This is a genomic window from uncultured Streptococcus sp. (assembly GCF_938036805.1).
Classification (GTDB): Bacteria; Bacillota; Bacilli; order Lactobacillales; family Streptococcaceae; genus Streptococcus.
The window spans coordinates 1-20,245 of the sequence record NZ_CALHWC010000004.1 but is presented as its reverse complement, the minus strand read 5'-3'; the positions used below and the strand labels follow the sequence as shown (position 1 = coordinate 20,245).

Here is a 20,245-nt window from a genome sequence, read left to right as displayed (position 1 = left end):
TACTTTCTCTCCTTTATTGATGAAAATTTCAAAAATTGATTTATCGATGAAGATATTGACAGTTGTATCTTTGGTGTCAAGGGTGGTACTGCGGCTGCTTCCAAAGTCTAGGGCATATTGTTCCCCTGCCTGACTGCGGTCAACGGTCACTTGACCTGCCTTGAGGTCAAAGTTGATTCGCAGGCCTTTGCCTTCCTTGTCCGCAAAGAGGACGATTTCATGCTCGGTGTCTGCAGCGAAATTCAGTTCTAGTTCGTAGCTGTTCTTGCTTTCTGCCAAAGCAACGAAAGGCTGTTCTTCTGCTCGTAAATTCTTGATAGCAGGCACTGGGTACTGGTAGAGCTTGCCGTCTTTCAGGGTTAATTCCTTGACGAGGGAGAAGGCCCCTTGATGGTCGAAGCGGTCAGATGGGTATTCCACATCAGGCAAGCCTAGCCAGCTGACAGCGAGTGCACGGCCGTCAGGTGCTTTAAAGGCTTGGGTGGCGTAGCAGTCGAAGCCGTAGTCCAGATTTTGGATAGGGCTAGGATCAATCATAGCAGCTTTGTTTGTGTCAAACGATTGACCTATTTTATACATATTTGGATAAATGTTGTCATAGTCCAGCACCTCCTTGGACAAGCCTTGAGGGCAGTAGAGCAGGACTGGCTGGTCATTGATAAAGACAAGGTTTGGACACTCCATCATGTAGGCTGTCTTGTCATTGGCGAAGTCTAAATCACCAACGGCTTCCCAGTTGGTATAGTCGTTATCAACAGCTTTGTAAAGCTTGACATAGCCTTGCTTGTCTAGATTTTGCCCACCGACAATGGCATAGAATTGCCCTTTGTAGTTGAAAATCTGTGGATCGCGGAAGTGGTCGGTCGCTTCAGCAGGCTGCTCAATCAAGATCTTGTCAATTTTTTCAAGATTGCCTGCTTTATCTAATAGGGCACCGATTTGATAAGGGTGACGCACCCAATTCTCATCACGGACATTACCAGTATAGAAGAGAAAGAGTTTGTCATCAACCTGCATGGCAGAGCCAGAGTAGGCACCGTGGCTGTCCAGAGCAGTATCTGGCAGCACTCGAAGACCAGTTTCGGTGAAGTGGACTAAGTCATCGCTTTCCATCTGAACCCAGCACTTGAGACCGTGAGCTGCTCCGAAAGGAAAGTTTTGATAAAACACCACCCACTTGCCGTCAAAGTAAGAAAAGCCATTGGGGTCATTGAGCAGACCAGTTTGAGGCTCCACGTGATAGCTGGCCCGCCAAGGAGATTTAGCCATGTTTTCTTTGATCTGCTGCATCTCTTCCTGAGTCCAGTCTTCATAACGTTTGTAGCGTTTTTCAGTCGTCCAAGCCAATCCTTTGTCCTCCAAATCATATTATTTCTTATTACTATAGTAAACGTTTCCTGCTTAAAAATCAACCTTTAACAGCGAAAAAATAAAATTTCTGCAAAACGCTTGACATATTTTGAAATCATGATAGAATGATAGTTGTAGAGGCGTTAAAATCGCTTTCAAAAAGTTTTACAATATTTTATAAGGAGATTTTTGCAAATGAATAATACTGAAATTGCAAAAAAGGTCATCGAAGCCCTTGGCGGACGTGAGAATGTCAACAGTGTAGCCCACTGTGCGACTCGCTTGCGTGTCATGGTTAAAGATGAAGGTAAAATCGACAAAAATACTGTCGAGAACCTAGAAAAAGTTCAGGGAGCTTTTTTTAACTCAGGCCAATATCAAATCATTTTTGGTACTGGTACGGTTAATAAGATTTATGACGAGGTTGTAGCACTTGGATTGCCAACTTCATCAAAAGATGACATGAAAGCTGAAGCTGCTAAGCAAGGGAATTGGTTCCAACGTGCCATCCGTACTTTCGGTGATGTCTTTGTACCAATTCTCCCAGCTATTGTTGCGACAGGTCTTTTCATGGGAGTTCGTGGAGCAATTGCTCAGGATCAAGTTTTATCTTTATTTGGTACCACAGCGGATGCTTTCAAATCGACTGACTTTTATACTTATACAGTAGTATTAACTGATACAGCCTTCGCTTTCTTCCCAGCTTTGATTTGCTGGTCAGCTTTTAGAGTCTTTGGCGGGAACCCAATCATTGGTTTGGTTCTTGGTCTAATGATGGTTAACTCAGCACTTCCAAATGCTTGGGATGTAGCTGGTCAGGCTACTAAATTTGCTGTTGATCCTTCTAAGGATATTTTAGACAAAATTGCTAATATGGATGTTCTAGGAAGTCTGAAATTTGCTAGCGAAGTTACAGCAACAAAAGCTCATCCAATTTACTTCTTTGGTTTTATTCCGGTGGTTGGCTACCAAAACTCGGTGCTTCCTGCCTTCTTTGTAGGTTTGTTTGGTGCGAAATTTGAAAAATGGCTGCACAAGAAAATTCCAGATGTCTTGGACCTTCTTCTTGTTCCATTCCTTACTTTTCTTGTAATGTCTATTTTGGGACTCTTTGTGATTGGTCCAGTCTTCCACATTGTTGAGTCATATGTTTTGAATGGTACAGAGTTCCTTCTTAGCCTTCCGTTTGGTCTTGCTGGTTTGATTATTGGTGCAGTACATCAACTGATTGTCGTAACTGGTGTTCATCACATCTTCAACTTACTGGAATCTCAATTGGTATCTCAGACTGGGAAAGATCCATTTAATGCGATTATCACTGCTGCTATGACAGCTCAGGCTGGTGCGACTTTGGCTGTAGCTGTGAAGACAAAATCTAAAAAACTCAAGGCTCTTGCATTCCCAGCAGCACTTTCTGCAGGATTGGGTATTACTGAGCCAGCTATCTTCGGGGTTAACTTGCGCTTTGTTAAACCGTTTGTAATTGGACTGGGTGCTGGTGCTGTTGGTGGTTGGTTAGCTTCTATTATGGGGCTTGCAGGTACAAGTTTCGGTATCACAATTATTCCAGGTACACTCCTTTACCTGAATGGTCAATTGTTGCAATATATCTTTATGGTTGTTCTGACAACTGGTTTGAGTTTTGTTCTGACTTATATGTTCGGATACAAAGACGAAGAAACTGCTGAAGAAAAAGCTGAAACTGAAAAACTTGTCGAAGAAGAAACAACTGGTAATGTTCCAGCGGCTCTCCAAAATGAAACAATCATTTCTCCAATCGTTGGTAGTGCAGTAGCTTTGAGCGATGTAAATGATCCTGTTTTCTCAAGCGGAGCTATGGGTCAAGGGATTGCGATCAAACCAACTGAAGGTGTCGTTTACGCCCCAGCTGATGCAGAAGTGACAATTGCTTTTGCGACAGGCCATGCTTATGGTTTGAAGACAGCTAATGGTGCTGAAATCCTGATCCACGTTGGTATTGACACAGTGTCTATGAATGGCGAAGGATTTGATCAAAAAGTTTCTCAAGGTTCTAAAGTCAAAGCTGGCGATATTATTGGAACTTTTGATTCAGCTAAAATCGCAGCAGCTGGTCTGGATGACACGACTATGGTTATCGTGACTAACACAGCTGACTACGCATCTGTGACTCCAGTAGCAGAAGGAACTGTTGCTAAAGGCGATGCGATTATTGAAGTGAAAGCTTAATCTTGGCTATAGAAAGTCAACAAAGGAAAACGAACAACTTATGTTTGTTCGTTTTTTACTTGAGTGCTAAGATTTACAGAGGAAAATCTAAAATATAGAGCCATTTCCAATAGGGAAATATGCTATAATGGAGTATAAAGAATACAAGAGGTGTTTGAAATGACAAAATTGTACGGAAGTTTAGAAGCCGGTGGAACGAAGTTTATCTGTGCTGTGGGCGATGAAAATTTTAATGTTGTAGAAAAAACACAGTTTCCTACGACCACGCCGATTGAGACGCTAGATAAAACGATTGAGTTTTTCTCTCGTTTTGACAATTTAGCAGGTCTGGCAGTCGGTTCTTTTGGTCCAATTGATATTGATCCTAATTCAAAAACATATGGCTACATTACGACAACTCCAAAACCACATTGGGCCAATGTAGATATCGTGGGAGCGCTTCGTCGTGCTTTAAATGTGCCAATCTACTTTACGACAGATGTCAACAGCTCGGCTTATGGTGAAGTTGTAGCCCGTAACAATGCTGGTGGTCGCATTGAAAATTTGGTTTATTATACGATTGGAACAGGGATTGGCGCTGGTGCTATCCAACGTGGTGAATTTGTTGGGGGTACAGGCCATCCAGAGATGGGACACTACTATGTGGCTCAGCACCCAATGGATGTGGAAAAAGGCTTTAACGGCGTCTGTCCTTTCCACAAGGGCTGTTTGGAAGGCTTAGCAGCTGGTCCTAGCTTAGAAGCGCGGACGGGTGTGCGTGGTGAAAACATTGAGCTCAATAACTCTGTTTGGGATATTCAGGCTTACTATATTGCGCAGGCAGCTATTCAAGCGACGGTGACGTTCCGTCCAGATGTCATTGTCTTTGGCGGTGGCGTGATGGCACAGCAGCACATGCTGGACCGTGTCCGTGAAAAATTCACTGTTCTGCTCAACGGTTACCTGCCAGTGCCAGATGTGCGTGATTACATTGTTACACCGGCTGTCGCAGGAAATGGCTCGGCTACACTAGGAAATTTTGTCCTCGCAAAAGATATTAGCGAACGCTATGCAAAATAAGTAAACAAGACGTTGAGAGTTTTCAAATAAACGAAGGAGGCTGAGATAGGGAAATCCAGCCTCTTCCATTTGAGGTGAAGTATGCAACAAGCAATTGTGAAAGATACTTTCTTTTTACAGCAAAAATCAGTTCCTGCTACAAAGTCGGATCTATTTTTAGCCCAAGACTTACAGGATACCTTGCTGGCTCATAGAGAGTCTTGTGTCGGCCTTGCTGCAAATATGATTGGTTCTCAAAAGCGGGTGATTATTTTTATGTATGGCATGCTGCCCATGGTCATGTTTAATCCAGTTCTCCTTCAGAAATCAGGAGCTTATGAGACGGAAGAAAGCTGTCTGTCTTTGGCTGGAAGTCGACCAACCATTCGCTATCAGAAAATCACGGTCGAATATCTAGATCAGAATTGGCTGAAAAGGACCATCACGTTAGAGGATTTTCCAGCGCAAATCTGCCAGCACGAATTGGATCATTTGGAAGGCATTCTCATATAGGAAATATATCTGGAAAGGATAGGAATAGAATGAAAGTATACAAGCGCGATGGAGCAAAATTTTATGCCATAGGCTTTTTCTTACTCTTTGCTTTATCATGGCTTTTGCATCTATGGATAAGGCCTCCCTTGAGTCAACAAGTCAAAATAGTGCTAATCAGCTGGTTCATAGGACTTCTATCAGCAAAGAAGACCAAAGAAGCAGGCAGACTACTGAAGAAAGTAACAATATCTTCAATCCAGTCTATTGGGGAATGGGCATAACCGCTATTTTTATGATCGTTCTAGGCTATATTTCGAATCATAAACCACCGATTTTAGAGATGGATGAGATGGGAATAAGACTGAGAGGATTATCTGCTAAAAGAGAGAAGTACTTCTTGTGGCAGGAGATTGAGCAAATTGAGTACGCTATCTATCGATATAGTCGAATTTTATATTTCTATCCTAAAAATCAAGAGGAGAGTGCGGTCTCTTTGGACTTGGATGATGTGAAAAATATTAGCTTCAATGAACTTCATCAGGAGATTTTCCAACTTGCTCCGCATATCAAGTGGCTCTTTCCATAGAAATATTATTATGGAGTAGAGATTTGATCTGCTTAGTCATTCTAGCGATTGCAAAGATGCATTTATATATTGGTGATTTCAAACGCTATTTACCAGTTTAGCCAAGTATGATAAAATAGAAAAGTCACAGTATTAAGAAATTAAGGAGACAATGATGAAAAAAATATTTAAATACACAGCCTTGCTTGTGGCAGGTGTGAGCTTAACAGCCTGTGCCTTGCTTCCAAGTCCAAATAAAAAACATTCTGATAAGCCGAGTCAGGAGAAGACTGTCAAAAAATCAGCCAGCAATGGGCAGGTTGATATCCAGATTAAGGAAGGTCAGTTCATTATGCCAAGCAACGGATCAGCTGATGCAAAATACTTGGCCTTGTCTTTGGAAATTAAAAATAAAACAAATGATAAAATCATGATTTCCTCCTCAGATATTGCTTTTTATGATTCAGAAGGCGAAAAAATCCAGCCAGTCGGAGTCTATGATGACAAAGAAAACTTCAAAACACTGAGCTATGAAGATTTAGCGGAAGGAAAAACTCTTTCTGGTAATCTGGTCTTTAAGGTTGAAGATGGCAAGAAATATGAACTTCACTATGAGAAGAAAACCTACGGCTCCGATGAAAAAGCAGAACCCATCAAACTAAAAGTTGATCCTGCGAAATATCCGAATCATGTTGACGAATCAAAGAAATTAGCTTCTGATTATCTCAATGCTGTTTTCTTGGGAGGAGAAGCCAAGACAAAATCCTCCAAAGACAAAGGCGATTTGGTTTTAGGCGGCGATTTGGAGCAAGATAAAAAAGATTATAGAGCAGCTTTTGCAGCAGATTTTACACGTAAATTGCATGATTATCCCTTTAGTGATGATGAAATCAATGCTTTCATTGATGCCTATGTGAAAAGTAACGCGAAACGCTCAGAAATTTCTTACACAGTAGCCCAGTACATGCCAAATTCAATCGTTATCAAGATCAAACCGAGAACGGTCAGTCTAAATAAAACCATGTATACCTACCGTCAAGATTTTTATGATAAGCATCGTTCTGAATATGGAAGTCTGAGTGACCTCTATAAAGCTACCGATAAGAGTTATGCCAATGACATGATGGCTGGAATGGATTCACGTCCTCTTCTTACGCCAGAGCGAGATTATCAGTTGAAATTTGTCAAAACAGATGGGAAATGGGTTCTAGAGCGTGATTATTCTTATGAATCCATCGTCAGAGCTTTTGAAGGCGATATATCCTAATAGCAAGATGAGAGGGCGGATGCTTCATTCTGCTCTCTATTTTTGTTTCCTAGTCTAGCTTTGTGCTATACTGGAGGATAGATATGTAGAGTAAAGGAGCCTGCCATGAAACAATTCTATGATAAATTAGTAAGAACGCGTCATTATCTTCATCAGCATCCAGAGCTGTCTGGCCAAGAGTATGAAACGACAGCCTTTCTAAGCCGCTATTTGCAAGACTTAGGAATTAAAATTTTGGACTCTGGCTTAGAGACGGGCTTGATTGCCGAAATTGGTCAAGGAGAGCCGGCGATCGCCTTGAGGGCAGATATTGATGCCCTGCCTATTTTAGAGAAGACAGGTCTGCCTTATGCTAGCCAAAATCCTGGTGTCATGCATGCCTGCGGTCATGATTTTCATCAGACCAGTCTTTTAGGGGCAGCGGAGTTGCTCAAGGCTATGGAAGAAGATTTACAGGGGACTATTCGCCTGATTTTTCAGCCAGCTGAGGAAACATCTCAGGGAGCCAGTCAAGTTCTGGCTACGGGTTTGCTGGATGATGTGGTTGCGATTATCGGTTTTCACAATATGCCCCAGTTAAAAGCTGGGCAAATGGCCTTAAAGCCGGGAGCCATGATGGCAGGCGTGGAAAAGTTTCAGGTGACTGTGGAGGGAGTCAGTAGCCATGCGGCTAGGCCAGATTTGGGAGTGGATACGGTGCTGACTCTGACCAGCATGATTCAAAATCTTCAAGCTCTGGTTTCTCGGACTGTCTCGCCCTTTGAGCCAGTTGTTTTGTCTGTGACCCACATTGAGGCTGGGGCGACTTGGAATGTTCTGCCGCAAAATGGCTTTTTTGAAGGCACCATTCGTTGTTTTAACTCTAATTTGCAAAAGCGTTTGAAGGCGGATTTTATCCGTATTGTGGAGCATACGGCGGAGAATTTCGGTGCTAAGGTCGCTATTGTCTGGGATCAGACTCCGCCAGTGACCTACAATGATCCAGAATTGGCCGAGCTTATTTTTGAAAACTCCCAGAACATCGGGGAGCTAGTGCCTGCCCAGCCATCTTCAGCTGGCGAAGACTTTGCCTTTTACCAAGAAAGAATCCCTGGTGTCTTTGCTTTTATCGGCTCAAATGGTGCAGCAGATGCGCCTGACCTGCACCATGATAGCATGACGATTGACGATGCAGCCTTTCAGGTCTCTGTGCCTTACTATGTCGAAAACGCCCTCTTCCTCTTCAAGCACTATAAGAAATAACTATGGTCTTCCATAGAAAATAAGAACTAGGCAAGCTCTTCTTCTTTTGTTATCATAGAAAAACAAGATTTCGATATTTTCAAATAGTTTGAATAATCGAATCAGTGATAAAGAAAATCTATCACCTTGATAAAAAATATATAATGGTCAGGATTTTCGACTTTTGGTATGATAGAAACATGCTCTTTAGGAGGAGATAGGGATATGGATATTAAAAAAATATTGAAATACACTGCCACTGCTGTGGTAGGAAGTCTTGCAGTTGGATTGCTAGTGGCCTGCTCGTCTTCATCAAGTAAGGACACTACTTCAAAGAAAACGACAGTTGAAATTGGAACAGTTGGAACGACTAAGCCTTTCTCTTATGAGGACAAGGAAGGAAACCTAACTGGTTACGAAATTGAAGTGCTTCGTGAAATCTTTAAAGGTTCAGATAAGTACGAGGTCAACTTCAACAAAACCAAATGGGCTTCTGTTTTCTCTGGCTTGGACAGTGACCGCTACCAAATCGGTGCCAATAACATCAGTTATTCAGAAGACCGTGCTGGTAAATACCTCTATACCAACCCTTACGCTAAAAACCCAACCGTCTTGGTGGTTCGTAAAGGAGTGAATATCAAGTCGCTGGACGATATCGGAGGCAAGTCTACTGAAGTTGTTCAAGGTACTTCAACGGCTAAGCAGTTGGAAAAGTACAATGAAGAGCACAGTTCAAACCCAACAACCATCAACTACACAGATGGTACAATCCAGCAAATCTTGGCTAATTTGAACGATGGTCGCTCAGACTACAAGATCTTTGAGCGTATCACAGTAGATACCATCATCAAAGACCAAGGTTTAGATAATGTCGAAGTGATTGAACTTCCAAGTGACCAACAACCGTATGTCTATCCAATCCTTGCTTCAGGACAAGAAGAGCTTCAAAGCTTCATGAACAAGCGGATCAAGGAACTCTACGAGGATGGAACACTTGAAAAATTATCAAAAGAATTCTTTGGCGGCACTTACTTGCCAGATGCCAAGGATATCAAGTAAGTTCTGATTTTCTTTGCCCAAAACAATCGGAAACAACTTACAACCCTTTCATTAAGAAAAATATATTTTATAAGGAGATTATCTCATGAAATTGAAAAAATGGTTTGGCGCAACAGCACTCTTAGCTGTAGCAGCATTTGGTTTGGCAGCTTGCTCGTCTTCAACATCAAAAAACGCTAAGTCAGCAGACAGTGCAACAGTCACTGTAAAAGTCGGCGTGATGAACCTCAGCGATACAGAAGAAGCGCGTTGGGACAAGGTTCAGGAAATCCTTGATAAGGATAAAGCAGGTGTTAAGTTGGAGTTCACTCAATTTACAGACTACTCTCAGCCTAACCAAGCGGTTCGCGATGGCGATGCAGATATCAATGCCTTCCAACACTACTACTACCTGAAAAACTGGAATAAAGAAAACAATGCTGATTTGGTGTCTGTAGCAGATACGTATATCGCACCAATCCGTCTTTACTCTGGTACTAAAGATGGCAAAAACAAATATACTGCTGTGAAAGACATTCCAGAAAACGGAAGCATTGCCGTACCAAATGACCCAACAAATGAAAGCCGTGCTTTGAACCTTCTTCAAGCAGCTGGTTTGATTAAGTTGGACGTGGATTCAACTAAACTTGCGACTGTTGCTAACATCAAAGAAAACAAGAAAAACTTGAAAATTTCTGAATTGGATGCTTCTCAAACAGCAGCTTCTCTTACTTCTGTAGATGCAGCGGTTGTCAACAATACCTTCGTTCGTGAAGCTGGTATTGACTACAAGAGCGCTCTTTACAAAGAAAAGACAGATGAAAATTCTAAACTTTGGTACAACTTGATTGCTGCTAAGAAGGATTGGGAAAAATCTGACAAGGCAGACGCTATCAAGAAAATCATCAAGGCTTACCATACTGACGAAGTTAAAAAAGTCATTGAAGAGTCTTCAGATGGTATGGATCAACCAGTTTGGTAAGATTTTATAGAAAATAATTGAAGATAGAAAGGGCGGGGAATGGATTTCTCCAGCCCTTTATCTGCTATTAGTTAGAGTTTTTATCAGCAAAGATAATTTAGCAATATTAAAACGCAGAGTCACAGACTTACCTGACAGCAAGTCTTTGTTCTTTCGTGAATCATAGCAGATAATCTTTAAACAGATGCGATTAGTAGGAGTTACACATGCCTTTCTCAACTGAGAGTGAACAAATTAAAAAGTTTGAAAATGATGAGGTGGCCCAACACTATTTTGAGGTGTTGCGGACTTTGATTTCTAAAAAGTCTATCTTTGCCCAGCAAATTGGGCTCAAGGAGGTAGCTACCTATCTGGGAGAAATTTTCACTGCCGCGGGTGCTAAAGTGATGATTGATGACAGTTACACGGCTCCCTTTGTATTGGCAGAATTTCAGTCGGACAATCCTGAGGCCAAGACTATCATTTTCTATCACCACTATGATACGGTTCCGGCCGATAATGACCAGCCTTGGACCAACGACCCCTTTACTCTATCAGTCCACTACGGTGTTATGTATGGTCGCGGGGTCGATGATGACAAAGGGCACATTACTGCGCGTTTGACAGCGGTGCGTAAGTATATCCGCGAGCAAGGTTCGCTGCCAGTCAACATCATCTTCATGATGGAGGGAGCAGAGGAGTCAGCTTCGACAGACTTGGATAAATATCTGACCAAGCATAAGAAACAATTGCGGGGAGCAGATTTGCTGGTCTGGGAGCAGGGCACGCGTAATAATCTAGGTCAGTTGGAGATTTCTGGTGGGAATAAGGGCATTGTCACCTTTGATATGTCTGTTCGCAGTGCAGAAGTAGATATCCATTCTAGCTATGGCGGTGTCATTAATTCAGCTTCTTGGTACTTGATGGATGCTATCTCTAGCCTGCGTAGTGCTGACGGTCGAATTTTGGTGGAGGGCATCTATGAGCAAGTACAGGAGCCCAATGAGCGAGAGCTAGCTTTGATTGCCCAGTACGCTCTGAAGACACCAGAAGAGTTGAAGGAAATTTACGGCCTCCAGCTTCCAGTCTTGAAAGAGGACAGGCAGGAATTTCTGCGTCGCTTCTATTTTGAGCCAGCCATTAACATTGAAGGCTTCGGTTCGGGCTATCAGGGACAAGGAGTCAAAACCATCCTCCCAGCATATGCATCTGCCAAGATGGAAGTACGATTGGTACCAGGCTTAGAGCCTCATGATGTCTTGGACAAGATTCGCAAGCAACTGGACAAAAATGGCTATGATAAGGTAGAATTAACTTATACATTGGGAGAAATGAGCTATCGTAGCGATATGAGTGCCCCTTCTATCCTGAATGTGATTGAACTGGCCAAGGATTTTTATCCAGAAGGCATCTCAGTGCTTCCAACATCGGCAGGAACAGGGCCTATGCATACAGTCTTTGAGGCTTTGGAAGTTCCGATGGCTGCCTTTGGCTTGGGAAATGCCAACAGTCGAGATCATGGTGGCGATGAAAATGTCAAGATTGCCGATTATTATACCCATATTGAATTAATCAAGGAGTTAATCAGAAGTTATGAGCAATGAAATTATCAAATTAGACCGTATTGATGTCACATTTACACAGAAAAATCGTATCATCAAGGCGGTTGAAGATGTGACCATTCACATCAATCAGGGAGATATTTACGGTATCGTGGGTTATTCTGGTGCCGGAAAGTCAACTTTGGTGCGGGTTATTAATCTTTTGCAGAAGCCATCTGCTGGTCGCATCACTGTGGATGGGACAGTGCTATACGACAAGGAGACTGTCCAGCTGAATGCGGCTCAACTGCGGGAAAAGCGCAAGGATATTGGTATGATTTTCCAGCATTTCAATCTGATGGCCCAGATGACGGCTAAAGAAAATGTCGCGTTTGCCTTGAAGCACTCCTCCCTGTCTGCTGCTGAAAAAGAGGAGAAGGTTCGCAAACTTTTAGAATTGGTTGGTCTGGAAGATCGAGCGGATAATTATCCGTCTCAGCTTTCTGGCGGTCAGAAGCAGCGTGTGGCGATTGCTAGAGCCTTGGCCAATGATCCAAAAATCTTGATTTCAGATGAAGCGACTTCGGCATTGGATCCTAAAACAACCAAGCAAATTTTGGCCTTGCTTCAGGATTTGAATCAAAAGTTGGGGCTGACGATTGTACTCATCACGCACGAGATGCAGATTGTCAAAGATATTGCTAATCGCGTGGCTGTTATGCAGAATGGGAAATTGATCGAGGAAGGCTCGGTCTTGGATATCTTTACCAATCCACAGAACGAATTGACCCAAGACTTTATCACAACGGCAACAGGCATTACTGAAGCGATGGTTAAAATCAATCAGCAGAAGATTGTGCAAGACCTGCCAGCAGATTCTGTATTGGCGCATTTGAAGTATGCTGGTACGGTGACAGATACAGCCATTATCAACGATATCTACAAGCAGTATCAAGTTTCAGCCAATATTTTACATGCTAACATTGAGATTTTAGACAATGTTCCTGTCGGGGAGATGGTAGTCATTTTGTCAGGAAATGCAGAAAATCTTGCGTCTGCTCAAAGCAATTTACAAGCTGCTGGCGTAGAATTAAAGGTGCTTAAGGGAGGAATTTAGATTGATAGACTTGATTAAAACATTTTTGCCTAACGTCTATAAAATGGGCTGGGCTGGTCAGGCTGGCTGGGGAACAGCGATTTATCTGACCCTTTATATGACAATTATTTCCTTCCTGATCGGTGGGATTCTAGGCTTGATCGCTGGACTTTTCCTAGTATTGACAGCGCCAGGCGGTATTTTAGAAAATAAAACAGCCTTTTTCATCTTGGATAAGGTCACGTCCATCTTTCGGGCAATTCCCTTTATCATTCTCCTAGCTTTGATCAATCCTTTCACACGGATGATTGTAGGGACAGGGATTGGTCCAACAGCAGCTTTGGTGCCACTATCTTTGGCAGTCTTTCCTTTCTTTGCTCGTCAGGTGCAGGTGGTTCTATCAGAATTAGACCGTGGTGTGATTGAAGCAGCGCAGGCAGTTGGAGCTAACTCATGGGATATCATCGCTGTTTACTTGCGTGAAGGCTTACCAGACTTGATTCGGGTGACAACGGTGACCCTAATCTCGCTAGTCGGTGAAACAGCCATGGCGGGAGCGATTGGTGCAGGCGGTCTTGGGAATGTAGCGATTGCCTATGGTTATCAACGTTTCAACCAAGACGTGACCATTTTAGCAACTGTTTTGCTCTTGCTCCTCATTTTCTTTATCCAGTTTTTGGGCGATTTCTTAACCAGAAAAATCAGCCATCGCTAGACAGAGAGTGGGACAGAAATCGGTAATTCGTTAGAATTCAATTTCGTTGTCCCACCTCCGCGCAGTTGAGTAGGACTGTAAAAGCTGATGAAATCAGCCTAGTAGAGCCCACTCAACCACTGCGTCTTGCTCGACAATCCAAAGACAATTGAGGAGGCTGGGACTTTTGTACCAGCCTCTTTTGTCAGCTATCATCCTGTGAAAAGTCTGAAAATTTAATTTACATTCTATTTTCATAATGCTATAATAAATAAAGATAAGTATGGAAAAATAGCATAATAAATTACTTCTTAGTAGCACTGGATTTTACCCATGCTGAGGGAAGCAAACATATCCAGGATGTTAGATCTGCAAATCTGGCTAAAATTTCATTTTGCAGGAAGGATGACAAGGCATGAGGCTTATATTTTCCATACTTTTCGAGGACGATAGCAATAAATGGTTTTATGAAGTTTTAGCTTCACAATTAGAAAGGATTCGATAATGACATCGTTAACACTGAAAGAGTTGAAATGGACGGGAGTCTTTGCTCTGCTCTACTTTCTCTGTGTCGGACTAGGAGTACTAGTAGGCCACTTTTTTGACAATGCTGGCAATATGCTTTATGCTCCAGTATTTGCCGCAGTTTTTGGTGGAAGCGTTTATATGTGTCTGCAAAGCAAGATTAAAAAATTTGGAGCAATCAGCTTAGTAGGCCTAATAATGGGAGGCTTTTTCCTCCTGTCTGGTCATTTTATGATTGCTGGTTTGCCGGGCTTGGTGTTCGGTTTCTTGGCGGACACGATTGCAGGCTTGGGCAAATACGAAAATAAATTCTGGAGTCTGCTCTCCTTTGTTTGTTTCTCTTTTGTCAATTCGGGGCCTATTATCCTCATGTGGCTAGCACGTCAGGCTTATATTGATAGCTTGGTAGCGCGTGGTAAGACAGCAGAATACATCAATCGGATTTTGCTGCCGTTGGATTTTCCGACCATCGCTAGTTTTATCGTGATGGTAGTGGCAGGTGCCTTAATCGGTGGCCTGCTCGGTCAATATCTGGTAAAAAAGCGCAGTGAACAAGCTGATTTTCAGTCATAAAAAAGTTAAGCGAAGCGAAAGCTGCCGGACTTTCCTATCCTAGCTTGATCAAGGAATTGTTCTGGCATAAGTTTGATCCAGAAAAATGCCCTAGCTTGCATGCTATATCTTTGAGAAATAGACAGTTATAAAAAAATCCTATGCCTCCAGCTCTAGCGAAAAGAGCCTAATTTTGGTAAGATTAGAGGACTTGGAGAATATCAGGCTCAAGGCCTGGGAGGAATAAGATGAACAACATATTAGTGCTGCAGTCGGACTTCGGTCTGGTAGATGGAGCGGTGTCGGCTATGATTGGAGTGGCTTTGGAGGAATCACCAACGCTGAAAATCCATCATTTGACCCATGATATCACTCCTTACAATATCTTTGAGGGCAGTTATCGTCTCTTTCAGACGGTAGATTATTGGCCAGAGGGAACGACCTTTGTTTCGGTCGTGGATCCGGGAGTGGGTTCTAAGCGGAAAAGCGTAGTTGCCAAGACCAGCAAAAACCAATATATCGTAACTCCTGACAATGGAACGCTGTCCTTTATCAAAAAGCATGTCGGTATCGTAGCCATTCGTGAAATTTCCGAGGTCAAAAATCGCCGTAAGAATACCGAGCATTCTTATACTTTCCACGGGCGAGATGTCTATGCCTACACAGGTGCCAAGCTGGCTAGCGGCCATATCAGTTTTGAGGAAGTTGGCCCAGAGTTGAGTGTCGAAGAAATTGTCGAAATCCCTGTTGTGGAGACAAGACTAGCGGATAATTTGGTCAGCGGAGCTATTGACATTTTGGATGTTCGCTTTGGCTCGCTTTGGACTTCGATTACACGCGAGGAGTTCTGCACCTTGGAGCCAAGCTTTGGCGACCGTTTTGAAGTCACTATCTACAACAATGATATGCTGGTTTATCAAAACCAAGTGACCTATGGTAAGTCCTTTGCGGATGTTCGTATCGGTCAGCCAATTTTATACATCAATTCCCTCTATCGGGTGGGCTTGGCTATTAACCAAGGTTCTTTTGCCAAGGCCTACAATGTTGGTGTTGGTGCTCAATGGCATATTGAGATTAAACGTATAGAAAATTAAAGGAGAACATTATGAAAAAGAAATTGTTAGATACAAAGTTTACTATTAAAGAAGTTGTTGCAACGGGGATTGGAGCTGCACTTTTTGTAGTTATCGGAATGATTAGCATTCCAACACCTGTCCCAAATACCAGTATTCAGCTGCAATATGCGGTTCAGGCTCTCTTCAGTGTTGTTTTTGGCCCCTTTGTTGGCTTCCTGATGGGCTTGATTGGCCACGTTATCAAAGACGCTATGGCTGGCTACGGTCTCTGGTGGTCATGGATTATCGCTAGTGCCTTCTTTGGTTTCATTCTTGGTTTGTTTAAAAATCGCATTCGTGCAGCAGAAGGTGTTTTTGAAGTGAAGGACATCGTCAACTTCAATATCTTCCAGCTTTTGGCCAATGCTTTTGTCTGGCTCTTGGTCGCTCCGATTGGTGATATCTTGATTTATAGCGAGCCGGTCAATAAGGTCTTTGTGCAAGGCTTTGTGGCAACTCTGTCCAATGGAGTGACAGTTGCCGTAGCAGGAACCTTGCTCTTACTAGCCTACGCCCGTACTCAGACTCGCTCAGGCAGCCTTAAGAAAGATTAATCAAATTAGATAATTAAAGATTGGGAAAGTCCCAATCTTTTTTTGTACAAAATAAAAAACAAAATGTAATTTATATATTGCATTATTTAAAATATATTGTATAATGAACTTATGAAGATGAAAGGAACGCAGATATGAATAAAAAAGTGAATGCTCAGTTTATTTGTCTTGTATCGGCGATAGCTCTACTAGTTGTTGGCACGATTCAGAAAAATCAAACCTTTATCATACTTGCTTTTAGTAATGTCGCCCTTTGCTGCACTTTCTATGCCGTAGGTGGGAAAAAGAAATACGAAAAGGATGGTGGCCATGGCAAAAAATCTTAGGTTAAAAATGGCAAGGGCTGAGCATGACATGACCCAAGGAGACTTGGCTGATGCTATTGGTGTGACTCGTCAGACCATTGGCCTGATTGAGGCAGGCAAGTACAATCCCAGTCTCAGTCTATGCTTGGCCATTTGCAAATGCCTCAATAAAACGCTGGATCAGTTGTTTTGGGAAGAATAGGAAGAAAGTGAGGAAGAAAATGAAGGACAAACCACAAAAAGTCTATACAGACGAGCGGACTCTACAACTTGAGCGAAAATTAGGAAATGAAGTTGCATTTTTTGCGATTATCTTGCTCCTTATCTCTATTTTTATCAAAATCATGATTTGGCATGTGCCAGTAGAAGGCTACTTACCGGAAATTCTAGTTATTTTGGGTATGGAAATCTATGCTGGCATTCGTAGCTGGCAGTTGGGACTTGATATCAGACGCGACAAGCCATCTATTGGGCATAGGAGTTTCAGAAGTCGTTTGGCTAACGGGGCTATCTTAGCAATTGTAATCGTGGCTGTTCAGATGTTAGGTGGAAATTCAGCTATTCGACCATTCTTTCGCCATCATCCATTTTTACAATTTATTTTTATTATTGCGCTGATACTGGTTCTCTCTAGTATTTTAGACAAGGGAGTCAATCATTTTTATCAGAAGAGACAGGTTTTATTGGACCAAGAATTAGAAAATGATGAGAATTAGAATCAGTGAATCTTCAACTTATAAATAAGAAAGTGAGAAAGAAAATGAAGAAGCAGCCTGTTATAAAAGATGAACGAACAGAGAAATTGGACGGTAAAGTTGCGGGAGAACTAGTGCTAGGAATGTTCCTCTTCTTAGCTATCTCTGTATTTTTCAAAGCCTATGTCCTCCATCTAAGTTTGCTGGCCTATCTGCCAGAGGGTATTCTGCTTACCCTAGTAGGTCTATATGCCTTGCTTCGTCGCGTAAGCCTAGGCGTTGATGTTGGTGATATGGTGAGAGAGGAAAAATGGCCAGAGCGATTTGGCGGTGGAGTCGTTTTTGCTCTCATCGTTATGGGCATTGATTTCTTTGGTCAGCGAGAAAATCTGGCCAGCATGTTCAGTATTTTGTATCTGCTCAAGCTGGCTCTTGCAATGGCATTATTTATGCTTGGGAGCTTGACCATGGACAAGCTCAGTCTTTACCTAAACAGTAAGGGTCAGGCAAAGCTCGATCAGGAATTGGAGGATGAAGAATGACTTGGTGGAAACGATTGATCTGGGCTGGCTGCGCTTTTTTAGCCTTGGCCTTGTATGTCCTCCCTATGCTGTTTCAGCAGCTAGCAATAACTTATCAATTTCCCAAACAGTGGACCATTGGTCTTGGGCTTTCGCTGATTTTCCTAGTTTTGCTGGTCTTTGTCGTGGTAGCAAAGAAAACTGGAATTTTATCCCAGTCTGGAAAAATCTTTCAAAAAGGAGACGGGAAGCGAATTGCACTAGGCCTCTTAGGCATGGTGCTCATATCTGTCCTTGGGACGGTATTACTCCGGTGGCTACATGGAGAAGTGACAACGGCTAATCAGGCATCTTTGATGGAGGAGTTCCAAAGAGGAAATGCGATGTTGTTTCCCATCATGCTTGGAGTTTTAGCGCCTATCGCAGAGGAAATAATCTTCCGTGGCATCATTCCTCTAAAAATCTTTAAAGGCTATGAAAGCTGGGGCTATATCATAGGCGGACTGCTCTTTGCGATTTTTCATGGCCCAACCAATATCATGTCTTTTGTGATTTATGGTGGTGCCTCTGTGATTTTGACCTTGTTGGCTTATCGAACTCGGCGCTTGGAAGTCAGTATCGCAGTTCACATGATAAATAACGGACTTCCTGCCATTCTTATGTTGTTAATCACTATTTTTGGAGTAGAAGTATAGGAGCTTGAAATGAAAATTAAATTCATCAAACGTCAAATCTTAGACGAACGCGAAGAGCAACTGGTCAACAAGGCTGGTATGGAGAGTTTCAGTCTCATGCTATGTGGCAGTTTAACTTTATATATGGGTTCTGTAGCCATGAATGGGGGGGCGTTCACTATCAGACCTTCTTACTTCTGATTCCCATCACCAGTTTTTATTTCATATGTCGAACTCAGTATCTGGGAGCTAATTATTACAATAGTTTCAGTCTGACTATCTGGGGTGTGCTAGCCGCAACAGGCTTTCTGACTCTTTTGATTGGCTGCCAGAATTTCCAACTGAATCATGCTATTTATCATAATAGTGTTTTTCACCCCATGTTCCTATTTGTTATTATAATTACTTTTGTCATTCACTTTCCTATTATACTGCTGGTCAATATTATCTTGGAGAGTCTCAGTAAGTGGCAGAAGAAACGCTTTGAAAAGTATTTGGATCAATTGGAAGAAGAGCGATAACCTGTCATTCTCATTTAAACTTTCCAGCTCTACTATTTTCCAAACAAATTTTTTGCCCAGTTTTTCTAATCAGGTTATAATAAATAGATGAATTAAAAATTCAGAAAATTTTATAAAGAAAAGAGAGTTGAAATCTTATGGCAAAAGATATTCGCGTCCTACTTTACTACAAATATGTTCCGATTGAGAATGCTGAGAAATTTGCAGCTGATCATCTGGCCTTCTGTAAATCTATCGGTCTTAAAGGCCGTATCTTGGTAGCAGATGAAGGAATCAACGGAACGGTTTCTGGTGACTATGAAACCACTCAAAAATACATGGATTATGTGCATTCCCTTCCGGGTATGGAAGACCTTTGGTTCAAGATTGACGAAGAAAACGAACAAGCCTTCAAGAAAATGTTTGTTCGCTACAAGAAAGAAATCGTCCACTTGGGCTTGGAAGACAATGATTTTGATAATGACATCAACCCATTGGAGACGACAGGAGCTTACCTATCACCTAAGGAATTTAAGGAAGCTCTCTTGGACGAAGACACTGTTGTCTTAGACACTCGTAACGACTATGAGTACGATCTGGGTCACTTCCGTGGAGCCATCCGTCCAGACATCCGCAACTTCCGTGAATTGCCGCAATGGGTCCGTGATAACAAAGAGAAGTTCATGGACAAGCGCGTGGTTGTTTACTGTACAGGTGGTGTTCGCTGTGAGAAATTCTCAGGCTGGATGGTGCGTGAAGGATACAAGGATGTTGGTCAGCTTCATGGCGGTATCGCGACTTACGGCAAGGATCCAGAAGTTCAAGGTGAGCTTTGGGACGGCAAGATGTATGTCTTTGATGAGCGTATCTCGGTTGCTATCAACCATGTTGATCCAGTTGTGATTGGGAAAGACTGGTTTGACGGTACTCCTTGCGAGCGCTATGTCAACTGTGGCAATCCAGAGTGTAACCGCCGCATCTTGACTTCAGAAGAAAATGAAGACAAGTACCTCCGTGGCTGTTCTCACGAATGCCGTGTTCATCCTCGCAACCGCTATGTGACTGAAAACGGTCTGAGTCAAGCAGAAGTGATAGAACGTTTGGCTGCGATTGGAGAAAGCTTGGAAACATTGGTGGCTCAGTAATTTAATCGTGAAGATAAAAAACTTTAGATGTTTCAAGTGTCTAAAGTTTTTTCATTATTTATTTGCAGCTTAGCTTTTCTTTATTCAGGTTTCGATTTTTTTGTCCTTTCTTTTTGATGTGATATAATGAGCTTAAATAAATGGGAAAGGAGCAAGTCTATGTCTAAAGCTATCATGGAAGAAGT

The 20,245-nt window shown here is 42.4% G+C and carries 21 protein-coding genes and 1 pseudogene; 21 read left to right on the top strand and 1 reads right to left on the bottom strand.

Going from position 1 to position 20,245, the window contains the following annotated elements; all coding sequences use genetic code 11:
* Positions 1-1,347: sucrose-6-phosphate hydrolase (locus Q0191_RS00210; RefSeq protein ID WP_297662722.1), on the bottom strand; the 1,347-nt coding region annotated here is incomplete at its 3' end.
* Positions 1,348-1,545: 198 nt separating this feature from the next.
* On the opposite strand from Q0191_RS00210, the gene Q0191_RS00205 reads away from it, so the two are divergent.
* The 21 genes and pseudogenes from Q0191_RS00205 (at position 1,546) to Q0191_RS00105 (ending at position 20,060) form a co-directional block, all read left to right on the top strand.
* A complete protein-coding gene (locus tag Q0191_RS00205) occupies positions 1,546-3,558 on the top strand; it encodes a sucrose-specific PTS transporter subunit IIBC (protein WP_297662720.1) in 2,013 nt (670 codons plus the stop codon).
* A gap of 159 nt (positions 3,559-3,717) precedes the next feature.
* Entirely contained in the window at positions 3,718-4,617 is a 900-nt protein-coding gene (gene scrK / locus Q0191_RS00200) for a fructokinase ScrK (protein WP_062123547.1), read from the top strand.
* An 81-nt stretch (positions 4,618-4,698) separates the two neighbouring features.
* The gene (locus Q0191_RS00195; protein ID WP_297662718.1) at positions 4,699-5,109 is read left to right on the top strand and encodes a peptide deformylase; all 411 of its coding nucleotides are present in this window, start codon (positions 4,699-4,701) and stop codon (positions 5,107-5,109) included.
* Positions 5,110-5,206: 97 nt separating this feature from the next.
* On the top strand, positions 5,207-5,677 hold the full coding sequence (locus Q0191_RS00190; RefSeq protein WP_297662717.1) for a hypothetical protein: 471 nt from the start codon (positions 5,207-5,209) through the stop codon (positions 5,675-5,677).
* A 151-nt stretch (positions 5,678-5,828) separates the two neighbouring features.
* A complete protein-coding gene (locus tag Q0191_RS00185; RefSeq protein ID WP_367170152.1) occupies positions 5,829-6,923 on the top strand; it encodes a DUF4352 domain-containing protein in 1,095 nt (364 codons plus the stop codon).
* A gap of 105 nt (positions 6,924-7,028) precedes the next feature.
* Positions 7,029-8,165, top strand: coding sequence for an amidohydrolase (locus Q0191_RS00180; RefSeq protein WP_297662714.1), 1,137 nt, complete (start codon positions 7,029-7,031; stop codon positions 8,163-8,165).
* 204 nt (positions 8,166-8,369) lie between these two features.
* A complete protein-coding gene (locus Q0191_RS00175; protein WP_297662712.1) occupies positions 8,370-9,203 on the top strand; it encodes an amino acid ABC transporter substrate-binding protein in 834 nt (277 codons plus the stop codon).
* An 85-nt stretch (positions 9,204-9,288) separates the two neighbouring features.
* Positions 9,289-10,164 (top strand): MetQ/NlpA family ABC transporter substrate-binding protein, encoded by an 876-nt coding sequence (locus Q0191_RS00170; RefSeq protein WP_048764876.1) that lies wholly within the window; start codon positions 9,289-9,291, stop codon positions 10,162-10,164.
* A gap of 206 nt (positions 10,165-10,370) precedes the next feature.
* Complete coding sequence (locus tag Q0191_RS00165) at positions 10,371-11,747, top strand: M20/M25/M40 family metallo-hydrolase (RefSeq protein WP_297662707.1); 1,377 nt, start codon at positions 10,371-10,373, stop codon at positions 11,745-11,747.
* The gene (locus tag Q0191_RS00160; protein ID WP_297662705.1) at positions 11,737-12,801 is read left to right on the top strand and encodes a methionine ABC transporter ATP-binding protein; all 1,065 of its coding nucleotides are present in this window, start codon (positions 11,737-11,739) and stop codon (positions 12,799-12,801) included. The genes Q0191_RS00165 and Q0191_RS00160 overlap by 11 nt, the downstream gene beginning before the upstream one ends.
* Before the next feature lies 1 nt (position 12,802).
* The gene (locus Q0191_RS00155) at positions 12,803-13,495 is read left to right on the top strand and encodes a methionine ABC transporter permease (protein WP_297662703.1); all 693 of its coding nucleotides are present in this window, start codon (positions 12,803-12,805) and stop codon (positions 13,493-13,495) included.
* A 483-nt stretch (positions 13,496-13,978) separates the two neighbouring features.
* The gene (locus tag Q0191_RS00150) at positions 13,979-14,572 is read left to right on the top strand and encodes an MptD family putative ECF transporter S component (RefSeq protein ID WP_297662701.1); all 594 of its coding nucleotides are present in this window, start codon (positions 13,979-13,981) and stop codon (positions 14,570-14,572) included.
* Positions 14,573-14,799: 227 nt separating this feature from the next.
* A complete protein-coding gene (locus tag Q0191_RS00145; protein ID WP_297662699.1) occupies positions 14,800-15,645 on the top strand; it encodes an S-adenosyl-l-methionine hydroxide adenosyltransferase family protein in 846 nt (281 codons plus the stop codon).
* A gap of 11 nt (positions 15,646-15,656) precedes the next feature.
* Complete coding sequence (locus Q0191_RS00140; RefSeq protein ID WP_061910022.1) at positions 15,657-16,220, top strand: ECF-type riboflavin transporter substrate-binding protein; 564 nt, start codon at positions 15,657-15,659, stop codon at positions 16,218-16,220.
* Positions 16,221-16,354: 134 nt separating this feature from the next.
* Positions 16,355-16,546 carry a potassium transporter gene (locus Q0191_RS00135; RefSeq protein WP_297662696.1) on the top strand — a complete coding sequence of 64 codons (192 nt, stop codon included), beginning with the start codon at positions 16,355-16,357 and terminating at the stop codon, positions 16,544-16,546.
* Positions 16,530-16,727: a helix-turn-helix transcriptional regulator gene (locus tag Q0191_RS00130; RefSeq protein ID WP_005591814.1), complete on the top strand. Its 198-nt coding sequence runs from the start codon at positions 16,530-16,532 to the stop codon at positions 16,725-16,727. Before Q0191_RS00135 ends, Q0191_RS00130 begins: the two co-directional genes overlap by 17 nt.
* A gap of 19 nt (positions 16,728-16,746) precedes the next feature.
* Positions 16,747-17,241 carry a DUF6773 family protein gene (locus tag Q0191_RS00125; protein ID WP_297662693.1) on the top strand — a complete coding sequence of 165 codons (495 nt, stop codon included), beginning with the start codon at positions 16,747-16,749 and terminating at the stop codon, positions 17,239-17,241.
* Positions 17,242-17,285: 44 nt separating this feature from the next.
* Positions 17,286-17,762, top strand: coding sequence for a DUF6773 family protein (locus Q0191_RS00120; RefSeq protein WP_297662691.1), 477 nt, complete (start codon positions 17,286-17,288; stop codon positions 17,760-17,762).
* Entirely contained in the window at positions 17,759-18,436 is a 678-nt protein-coding gene (locus Q0191_RS00115; RefSeq protein ID WP_297662689.1) for a CPBP family intramembrane glutamic endopeptidase, read from the top strand. The genes Q0191_RS00120 and Q0191_RS00115 overlap by 4 nt, the downstream gene beginning before the upstream one ends.
* Positions 18,437-18,445: 9 nt before the next feature.
* Positions 18,446-18,936: pseudogene (locus Q0191_RS00110) on the top strand (DUF6773 family protein).
* A gap of 137 nt (positions 18,937-19,073) precedes the next feature.
* Positions 19,074-20,060, top strand: coding sequence for a rhodanese-related sulfurtransferase (locus Q0191_RS00105; protein WP_297662687.1), 987 nt, complete (start codon positions 19,074-19,076; stop codon positions 20,058-20,060).
* Positions 20,061-20,245 lie beyond the last annotated feature (185 nt).